We start from the raw sequence: 9,474 nt of genomic DNA, 5'->3' as shown, positions 1-9,474 counted from the left end.
CTGCATCCACGACTGATACACCGCCTTCGCGAGCAAGCCCGCTCCCACATTAGACCCGCTTCACCCTGGGAGACCGAAAAAGGCTTCAGGCCTCCACCAGGCTCCACTGCTTGCTCAGGCGCTTGTCGGAAATCGGTACCTTGGTCCCCAACTGTTGGGCAAACAACGACACCCGGTATTCCTCAAGCCACCAACGGTAAAGCTCCAGCTGAGGGTCGCGTTTGCCTTCCTGGGTATGTTTTTTCAGGCGATTCTGGTACTGCGCCCACAGGCCGCTCAACTCGGCGCTCCACACGCGATCTTTTTGCACCTGGCTCGGCAGTTTCTCCAGCCTCAGCTCGATGGCCTTGAGGAAACGCGGCAGTTCCTTGAACCACTGGGCCGGGGTTTCCCGCACAAAACCGGGATAAACCAGGTTGCTCAGTTGCTGCTTGATGTCGTTCAAGGCCACGGCCTGGGCCAGGTCGATCTTGCCTTTGAAGCGCTTTTGCAGGCCATGCCACAGCTTCAACACTTCCAGGGTCAGGCGCGCCAGGCGCTCGGCGTGCTCGGTCCAGCTGCCACGCTTGCGCTCGGCCAATGCCGCCAGCCCGGCACCGTCGCGCGGCAGGCTGGCTTCGCCTTCCAGCACGCAGGTGTCGAGGCTTGCCAGCAGAATGTCTTCCACCAGCGCGTCGATACGCCCCAGCTCCCGGTACATCAGGCCCAACTCGGTCAGCCCGGGCAATTTGCCACGCAGGAATTTCGCCGGTTCGGCCAATTGCTGCATCAGCAAGCGTTGCAGGGCGCGACGATGCTGGAACTCGGCCTCGGCGGCGGTCGAGAAACGCCCCTCCTTGACCGTGCCGTTTTCTTCCACCAGCGCCGGATACACCGTCATCGACAGCCCGGCGATCTTTTGCTGGGTCTTCTCGGCCACCGCCGCAAACACCTTGGCTTCCACCGGCTGCTGGCTTTTCGCAGTTTTCGGCACGGCCAATGCCGCTTGGCTGGCCTCGGCAAAACGCGCAGTCAGCTCGGCCAGGTCGCGGCCCTCGCCGAGGAACTTGCCTTGGCCGTCGACCACTTCCAGGTTCATTTTCAGGTGGTTTTCAACCTGCTGCGCCGACTCGGCCCAGGCTTCGTCGCTGACGCGTGCGCCGGTCATGCGCAGCAATTCGCGACCCAGCGCCTGGGGCAGCGAGCCCTGGCCAAATTCGATGCGTTGCAGCGCAGCCTTGACGAAGTCCGGCACCGGCACGAAGTTCTTGCGCAGCGCCTTCGGCAAATTGCGCACCAGTGCGATGCATTTGGCTTCGATCACACCCGGCACCAGCCACTCCAGGCGCTCCGGCGGCAAGGCCGGTAACAGCGGCGCCGGCACGCGCAGGGTCACGCCGTCGCGCGGGTGGTTAGGCTCAAAGTGGTAACTCAGGGCCAGCTCCAAGTCGCCCAGGTGCAGCGTGTCGGGGTAATGCAAGGCCGTGACTTCGCTGGCCTCGCGAGCCAGCACGTCTTCTTCGCGCATGATCAACAGTTGCGGGTCTTTCTGGCTGTTGACCTTATACCAGCTGTCGAACGTGGCGGTCTGATGAATCTCCGCCGGCAAGCGCGCGTCGTAGAAGGCGTACAGGGTTTCTTCATCCGCCAGGATGTCGCGGCGGCGCGCCTTGGCCTCCAGTTCGTCGAGCTGTTCGAGCAATTGCTGGTTGGCCGTCAGGCACTTGGCCCGCGACTGAATCTCGCCACGCACCAGGCCTTCGCGGATAAACAACTCGCGCGACACCACCGGGTCAATCGGGCCGTAATCCACTGGGCGGCGGCCGACCACAATCAGCCCGAACAAGGTGATCTGTTCAAAGGCCACGACCTGGCCGCGCTTCTTCTCCCAATGCGGTTCGAAGTGGTTTTTCTTGATCAGGTGCCCGGCCAGCGGCTCGATCCAGTCGGCGTCGATCTTCGCCACCATGCGCGCATACAGCTTGGTGGTTTCCACCAGCTCGGCGGTCATCAGCCATTGCGGGCGCTTCTTGCCGATGCCCGACGACGGGTGAATCCAGAAGCGCCGCTGGCGCGCGCCGAGGTAATCGCCGTCTTCGGTCTTCTGGCCGATCTGGCTGAGCAGGCCGGACAGCACCGCTTTGTGCAGCTTGGCAAAGTCCGCCGGCTCTTTATTGATCGTCAACTGCATGTCGCGGCAGATCAGGCTGAGTTGGCGATGGGAATCACGCCATTCACGCAAGCGCAGGTAATTCAGGAAGTTCTTGCGGCACCAGTTGCGCAACGGGCTGGCGGTCAATGCCTGGCGCTGTTCTTCAAAACCACGCCACAAATTCACCAGGCCGGCAAAATCCGAATCCACGTCTTTCCATTGCGCGTGCGCCTGGTCGGCGGCTTGCTGACGCTCGGGCGGGCGCTCGCGCGGGTCCTGGATCGACATGGCGCTGGCCACGATCAAGACTTCCTGCAAACTGCCCAACTTGGCGGCCTCCAGCAGCATGCGGCCCATGCGCGGGTCCACCGGCAAGCGTGCCAGCTGGCGACCCAGCGGCGTGAGCTGGCTGTTGCGGTCGACCGCCGAGAGCTCTTGCAGCAGGTTGAAACCGTCGCTGATGGCCTTGCCATCCGGCGGTTCTATAAACGGGAAATCGGTGATTTCGCCCAGGCGCAGGTGCAGCATCTGCAGGATCACGGCAGCCAGGTTGGTGCGCAGGATCTCCGGGTCAGTAAATTCCGGGCGCCCGATAAAGTCTTCTTCGCTGAACAGCCGAATGCAGATGCCCGGCTCGACCCGGCCGCAACGGCCTTTGCGCTGGTTGGCGCTGGCCTGGGAAATCGCCTCGATCGGCAGGCGCTGAACCTTGGCGCGGTAGCTGTAGCGGCTGATGCGCGCGGTGCCGCTGTCGATCACGTAGCGAATGCCCGGCACGGTCAGCGAGGTTTCGGCGACGTTGGTCGCCAGCACCACGCGACGGCCCGGGTGCGACTGGAAAATCCGCTGTTGCTCGGCCGGTGACAGGCGCGCGTACAGCGGCAGAATTTCGGTGTGTTTGAGCTGGGCCTTGCGCAGCATTTCGGCAGCGTCGCGAATCTCGCGCTCGCCCGGCAGGAACACCAGCACGTCGCCCGGGCTGCGCCCTTCGCTGCGCTCATAGGCGGCGATTTCATCCAGGGTAGCGAGGATCGCCTGGTCGACGGTCAAGTCGTCCTCGACGCGGTTGCCCTCCTCGTCCTGCTCCAGCGTCAGCGGGCGATACCAGGTGTCCACCGGGAACGTGCGGCCCGAAACCTCGACAATCGGCGCATCGCCAAAGTGCTTGGAAAAGCGCTCCAGGTCGATGGTCGCCGAGGTGATGATGACTTTCAGGTCCGGGCGACGCGGCAGCAGGGTTTTCAGGTAACCCAGCAGGAAGTCGATGTTCAGGCTGCGTTCGTGGGCTTCGTCGACAATGATCGTGTCATAGCGTTCGAGGTAGCGGTCGTTCTGGGTTTCGGCCAGCAGGATGCCGTCGGTCATCAGCTTGATCAGGGTGTTGGAATCACTCTGGTCCTCGAAACGCACCTGATAGCCGACCAACGCGCCCAGCGGTGTGGCGAGTTCTTCAGCGACCCGGCTGGCGACACTGCGCGCGGCAATCCGGCGTGGCTGGGTGTGGCCGATCAAGCCGTATTGGCCACGGCCGATTTCCAGGCAGATCTTCGGCAACTGGGTGGTTTTACCCGAGCCGGTTTCGCCGGCAATGATCAGCACCTGATGCTTGAGCAGCGCGTCTTTGATCTCGTCGCGCTTGGCCGCGATCGGCAGGCTGTCGTCGTAGCGAATCACCGGCAGGCTGGCACGCCGCGCGGTGACTTGGGCGCAGGACGCCTGCATGCGCGTGACCCACTGCGCCAGCTTCTCCTCGTCGGGCTTTTTGCGCAGCTCAAGCAACTGCCGCCGCAAGCGTTGGCGGTCGGCGAGCATGGCGTGATCGAGGTTTTTCAGCAGTTGGTCGATAGCGGGCGCTTGGTCAGTCATCAGGTGCGTTTTGGTCGTCTATTTATGCAGGGGGCGGATTGTCGCAGAAAACCGACGGCCCGCGCGCCCCTCATTCGCTATCGCGGTCTTTGCGCCGGTACGGGAACACGTCGATCACCTTGCCCGCGCGAATCGCCTCCTGCAGGCCTTTCCAGTAGTCGGCGTTGTACAACTCGCCATGCAGTTCGTCGAACAGCTTGCGCTGGCCGGCGTCGGCAAACAGGAACGGCGGGAACTCTTCCGGGAACACATCCAGCGGGCCGATGGAGTACCAGGGTTCGCAGGCCATTTCATCCTCGGGCGTGCGCGGCGCGGGGATGTGGCGAAAGTTGGCCTCGGTCAGAAAGCAGATTTCATCGTAGTCATAGAACACCACGCGGCCGTGGCGGGTGACGCCGAAATTCTTCAACAGCATGTCGCCGGGGAAGATATTCGCCGCCGCCAGTTGCTTGATCGCCAGGCCATAGTCTTCCAGGGCCTCGCGTACCTGCGCGTCGTTGGCGTTCTCCAGGTAAAGGTTGAGCGGGGTCATGCGCCGTTCGGTCCAGCAGTGGCGAATGAGCACCGTATCGCCCTCCACTTCCACGGTGCCGGCCGCCACGTCCAGCAGTTCGGCCAGGCACTGGGGCTCGAACTTGCTGAGAGGAAAACGGAAGTCGGCAAACTCCTGGGTGTCGGCCATGCGCCCGACGCGGTCGACGCTTTTAACCAGGCGGTACTTCTCGATTACCGTGGCGCGGTTGACGTTTTTCGAGGGCGAAAAGCGGTCCTTGATGATCTTGAACACGGTGTTGAAACCCGGCAGCGTAAACACGCTCATGACCATGCCGCGCACCCCCGGCGCCATGATGAATTGATCATCGGTAGTGGCCAGGTGGTTGATCAGTGCGCGGTAGAACTCCGACTTGCCGTGCTTGTAGAAACCGATGGAGGTGTACAACTCGGCGATGTGCTTGCCCGGCAGGATGCGCTTGAGAAAGCCGATGAATTCCGCCGGCACCGGCACGTCGACCATGAAGTAGGAACGGGTGAACGAAAAAATGATCGACACATCCGCTTCGTCGGTGATCAGCGCATCGATCTGGATGCCTCGCCCTTCGCGGTGCAGCAGCGGAATCACCAGCGGCCATTGCTCGTCGTGGGTGTAGATGCGCCCTACCAGGTACGCGCCTTTATTGCGGTAGAGCACCGAGGAAAACAACTCGACGTTGAGCTGCGGGTCTTTGCACACCCAGTCCGGCAGGTTCTCGCGCAGTTGCGCTTCCAGGCGGCGCAGGTCGGCCGGCAAATCGGCGTAGGGTTCGCTGAAGCGGTAGTCGGTGAAGATCTGCGTCAGCATTTCGGCAATCTTGCCCGCTGGCGCGTAGAGACGGGTTTGCGCCGCCCGTGCCCGGCGCAGGCTTGGCCGCGTGGTGTGGATGAACATGCAGCCGTCGCTGATCAGGTCATGGCTGAACAGGCCGCAGAAGATCGAGTTGTACCAGGTCTCGGACAGTTCATCGTCAAAGCGCAGGTCGATCAGGCCGATGTAGGCGCTCTTGACCACCGGCCACGCGTCGACGTCGAGCAACGTCGCCGCATCGAAGCTGGCGCGCAAGCGTGCCGTGACCTCACCGACTTTCTCTTCATACAAATTGATGCGCGCCGCCGAGGCGAGTTGCCCTTGTTGCCACTGCGCCTTCTCGAAACGCTCGCGGGCACTGTCGGTGATCTGCCGGAAGTGCTCACGGTAATCGTCGAAGCCCTCAAGGATCATCCGGGCGATAGCGAGGGCGGACTGCGGCATGCGGGAAACCTCGAAGGGGCATCTGGATGCCTGAGCTTAGCCAGTGAACAGAGACAGGAGAAGGAGGATTTTGCAGGCCCGGCAGCCACCCGTTGTTCGACTTGCGCAAATTGTTTCAGATTTCACAATTCGACCGCTCGGTCAAAAAACGCACCAAAAAGTCGCGCCGCCACGCCTGTAGGCCTGTAACGCCGTGGCTCGCCGCATTCTCCGAGAAAACCCGCAAACCTGTGAATTCACAACTTTTGTAACCAACTTGATACAGCGTAAGGGAAACCCCGATTACCACCTTAATGGCACTTTGATATATAGCGCGCCCTTTCCCACCCTAACAAGGTCAGAAGACCGATCCGGGAACAGGTTATAACCGCCTAAGGAGCATTGAGATGTCATTGAGGAATATAAGGATCGGTCTGCGCGCCAGCCTGAGTTTTGGGGTGCTGGCCAGCATGCTGGTGATTGTCGGCATGTTCGGCCTGGGCCAGATGGCCAAGCTGCGCGAAAGTGCCCTGGTGATCGAAGAGTCGTGGATGCCGAGCATCGAGAATATCCACGACGCAGCGGCCTTTATCGCCAGCATTCGCCTGGAGGCCCTGCGCGTCGCGACCACCGACGAGTCGCGGATTCGTGACAACAGCAAGACCATGATCACCCGCCAAAGCACCGAGTTGCAGACCCTGCTGACCCATCACGAAGCCTTGACCAGCGGCGACGATGAGGCCGAACTGCTGAAAAAACTGAAAGGCAACGTGGCGTCCTACCTCACCATCGTCGGCCAGATGGTTGCCCTGGTGGACAAGGAACAGCAACAAGACGCCATCGACCTGCTCACCAGCCGCCTCGCCCCGCAGGGTACGGTCCTCAATCAAAGCCTTGAAGACATCATCAGCTTCAACCAGAAAGGCGTGGAAACGGCGGCGGATTCAGCGGCGCAGATGTATGCCAGCGCGCAATGGATTGTCGGCCTGATCATTGTCAGCGCCCTGATCGTCACTTTATTACTGGCCTGGCTACTGACCCGCAGCATCACCACTCCCCTCGCCCAGGCGCTGAACGTGGCACGCACCATTGCCGCTGGGGATTTGAGCCAGCCCATTGAAGTGCAAGGCCATGACGAGCCCGCGCACTTGCTGACGGCCCTGGCCGCCATGCAAGCGCAACTGCAAAACACCATCCGTGGCATCAGCGAGTCGGCGCAGCAACTGGCGTCCGCCGCCGAAGAGATGAGCTCCGTGATGGAACAGAGCACCCGTGGCCTGCAGGCGCAGAACGATGAAATTGAACAAGCCGCGACCGCCGTCAACGAAATGAGCGCGGCCGTGGACGAAGTCGCGGGCAACGCGGTGTCGAGCGCCGAAGCGTCCAAGGCGTCCGACGAAGACAGCAAGCACGGCCACTACCAGATCAGCGAAACCATCAATTCGATCCAGAACCTGGTGGACGAAGTGCTCGGCGCCTCCAACAAAGCCGAAGGCCTCGCCGTGCAGGCCAAGGACATCAGCAAGGTGCTGGAAGTGATCCGTGGCATTGCCGGGCAAACCAACCTGCTCGCCTTGAACGCTGCGATCGAAGCCGCCCGCGCAGGCGAGGCCGGGCGGGGTTTTGCGGTGGTTGCCGATGAGGTGCGCTCACTCGCGCAACGCACCCAGGACTCCACCGAAGAAATCGAACAGATGATCACCGGCATCCAGCAAGGCACCCAAGACACCGTCAGCGCCCTCAACAGCAGCGCCGAGCACGCCGGCCAGACCCTGCAACGCGCCAACAGCGCCGGCAGCGCCCTGGAAAAAATCACCGCCGCCATCTCGCAGATCAGCCAGCGCAACCTGGTGATCGCCAGTGCCGCCGAGCAACAGGCACTGGTGGCGCGTGAAGTCGACCGCAGCCTGGTGAACATCCGCGACCTGTCCACGCAAACCGCCGCCGGCGCCACCCAGACCTCGGCCGCGAGCCAGGAACTGTCGCGCTTGGCGGTGGACCTCAACGGTTTGGTGACGCGGTTTGTTGTGTAATTAGCAATTGTGTCGCGCAGACCGCTGGGCAACACTCGCCGCCTTATTGATGTAGGAGTGTTCCGTGAGACCTGTCGACACCTTGTACCTGCTGGGGCTCGCCGCCATCTGGGGCGCGAGCTTCCTGTTCATGCGCATCATCGCGCCGGAAATCGGCACGGTGCCGACCGCATTTTTTCGCGTGTCGATCGCCGCCGCCGGCTTGCTGGTGATCCTCACGTTGATGCGCGTGAACTGGGACTTCCAGGGCAAGTTCAAGACCGTGCTGCTGTTGGGCGTGATCAACTCCGGAATTCCCGCGACCATGTACTCGGTGGCCGCCCAGGTACTGCCCGCCGGCTACTCGGCGATCTTCAACGCCACCACGCCGCTATAGGCGGCGTGTGTAAGACCACAGACACAGAGATAGCGTTGTGGCGAACATTACCCGTAAGGCAGTAACAGCCCTGAAACCCGGTGATTTCATTGTGAAAGAATCGCGAGTTTGGAAAGTACGTGAACTGGTCAATGACAACCCCACATTAAAGCTCTGGCGAATCCAAGCCCTAATTTCTCCAGCAGAGATTACTTGGCTAGCCGGTGGCATACACACCTTTGTAGAAGTGGTGCTACCTATCTAATACCTATTATGGAGACTTACCCGCATGAAAAAGATTATCAAAGCAATGGCCCTGACAATGGCCCTTATCCTACCTACTGTAGCTTCAGCAGATTATGGAGTTATCCACAGGGGACAAGGCATAGAACTGGCTCAAGACTGCCTGACAACAGAACGCTACCTTGACGGCTTGAGCAATGGGCGTACACCTTTTGTAGACGGTGAAGACGGCTACGCAATCGGCAACTGTGTTAACACTGTAAACGGTGCGGCTCATACACTTGTCAAAATCAGAGCTTGGATTCCATACGACAGACAGACTTGCTTCCCTGAGACATTTGCTACCAAAGACGTTATTCCAGTAGTACGTAAATTCATTGAAGACAATCCAAGCCTCAAACGTGAAGACGGCGTAGACGCTGCTATTGCTGCACTGAGAGCTAAATTCCCTTGCCCAGCAGCCACCAAAGGCAAAGGCTTGTAAGAGAACAGTTGTACAAATTTTAACCAGTCCTAAGAAACAACCAGAAAACCCAATCCCCCGCCAAAAAAATAGCCCTGCATTCGTGGGGCTTTTTTGTGTCAGATGGAAAAATATCTGTGGACGTTTCAGATTTGGATTTCTAGGCGAGCTGTTTAACAGACCCCGCAGAGGCGATAGCTGAAGTTTCGTAATTCTAAAATATCTGTGGCCGAGTCAAGAGACACAACCACACAAACACTACTCTGTCAAGGGAATGTGATTCCAAGACGCTGACACAGACGGGCCACTTGTACCGCCTGCCATTTACCTACAACACCACGGCTAGTAGGAAGCTGTAGCAAGTTGAAACGCTCAGCCAATGCAGACAGCGTAGACACACCATCGAACATGGCAGACTTGATAGCATCAGCGTACCCCTGACTAACCTTGTCGGCTTTGTCTACAACTGCCTGTGTAGCTACTGCAATTGTGTTCTGTAAAGCTGTCTTGCGTCTTGCCTCTACTTGGTTGTTGAGCTTGGTTACACTCTCTACGTCACCCTGTGCAGCCCTAGCCTTAAGAGCCTGTAAACCTTCCCGTGTACGTTGGCTAATGAAC

General features: G+C 60.0%; 4 protein-coding genes and 2 pseudogenes. 3 read left to right on the top strand and 3 right to left on the bottom strand.

Annotated features, from left to right (window positions below; all coding sequences use genetic code 11):
* Positions 1-85 precede the first annotated feature (85 nt).
* Complete coding sequence (gene hrpA / locus WBB95_RS26070) at positions 86-3,997, bottom strand: ATP-dependent RNA helicase HrpA (protein ID WP_424490195.1); 3,912 nt, start codon at positions 3,995-3,997, stop codon at positions 86-88.
* Between the two features lie 70 nt (positions 3,998-4,067).
* Positions 4,068-5,783: a bifunctional isocitrate dehydrogenase kinase/phosphatase gene (gene aceK, locus WBB95_RS26065; RefSeq protein ID WP_424490194.1), complete on the bottom strand. Its 1,716-nt coding sequence runs from the start codon at positions 5,781-5,783 to the stop codon at positions 4,068-4,070.
* Positions 5,784-6,169: 386 nt separating this feature from the next.
* On the opposite strand from aceK, the gene WBB95_RS26060 reads away from it, so the two are divergent.
* The 3 genes and pseudogenes from WBB95_RS26060 to WBB95_RS26050 all read left to right on the top strand — a co-directional run bounded on the left by WBB95_RS26060 (position 6,170) and on the right by WBB95_RS26050 (position 8,877).
* A complete protein-coding gene (locus WBB95_RS26060; RefSeq protein WP_424490193.1) occupies positions 6,170-7,795 on the top strand; it encodes a methyl-accepting chemotaxis protein in 1,626 nt (541 codons plus the stop codon).
* Between the two features lie 64 nt (positions 7,796-7,859).
* Positions 7,860-8,168, top strand: a pseudogene (locus WBB95_RS26055) (EamA family transporter); the annotation flags it as partial.
* 271 nt (positions 8,169-8,439) lie between these two features.
* Positions 8,440-8,877 carry a Rap1a/Tai family immunity protein gene (locus tag WBB95_RS26050; protein WP_424490192.1) on the top strand — a complete coding sequence of 146 codons (438 nt, stop codon included), beginning with the start codon at positions 8,440-8,442 and terminating at the stop codon, positions 8,875-8,877.
* Positions 8,878-9,122: 245 nt separating this feature from the next.
* Here the strand turns inward: WBB95_RS26050 and WBB95_RS26045 are convergent.
* Positions 9,123-9,474, bottom strand: a pseudogene (locus WBB95_RS26045) (recombinase family protein); the annotation flags it as partial.

Source organism: Pseudomonas sp. (assembly GCF_049645325.1).
GTDB lineage: Bacteria > Pseudomonadota > Gammaproteobacteria > Pseudomonadales > Pseudomonadaceae > Aquipseudomonas.
This window is presented reverse-complemented; position numbering and strand designations above follow the sequence as displayed.

Coding starts and splice junctions, on each gene's coding strand:
- WBB95_RS26050 (WP_424490192.1), top strand. CDS start 8,440: ATGAAAAAGATTATCAAAGCAATGGCCCTGACAATGGCCCTTATCCTA.
- WBB95_RS26060 (WP_424490193.1), top strand. CDS start 6,170: ATGTCATTGAGGAATATAAGGATCGGTCTGCGCGCCAGCCTGAGTTTT.
- hrpA (WP_424490195.1), bottom strand. CDS start 3,997: ATGACTGACCAAGCGCCCGCTATCGACCAACTGCTGAAAAACCTCGAT.
- aceK (WP_424490194.1), bottom strand. CDS start 5,783: ATGCCGCAGTCCGCCCTCGCTATCGCCCGGATGATCCTTGAGGGCTTC.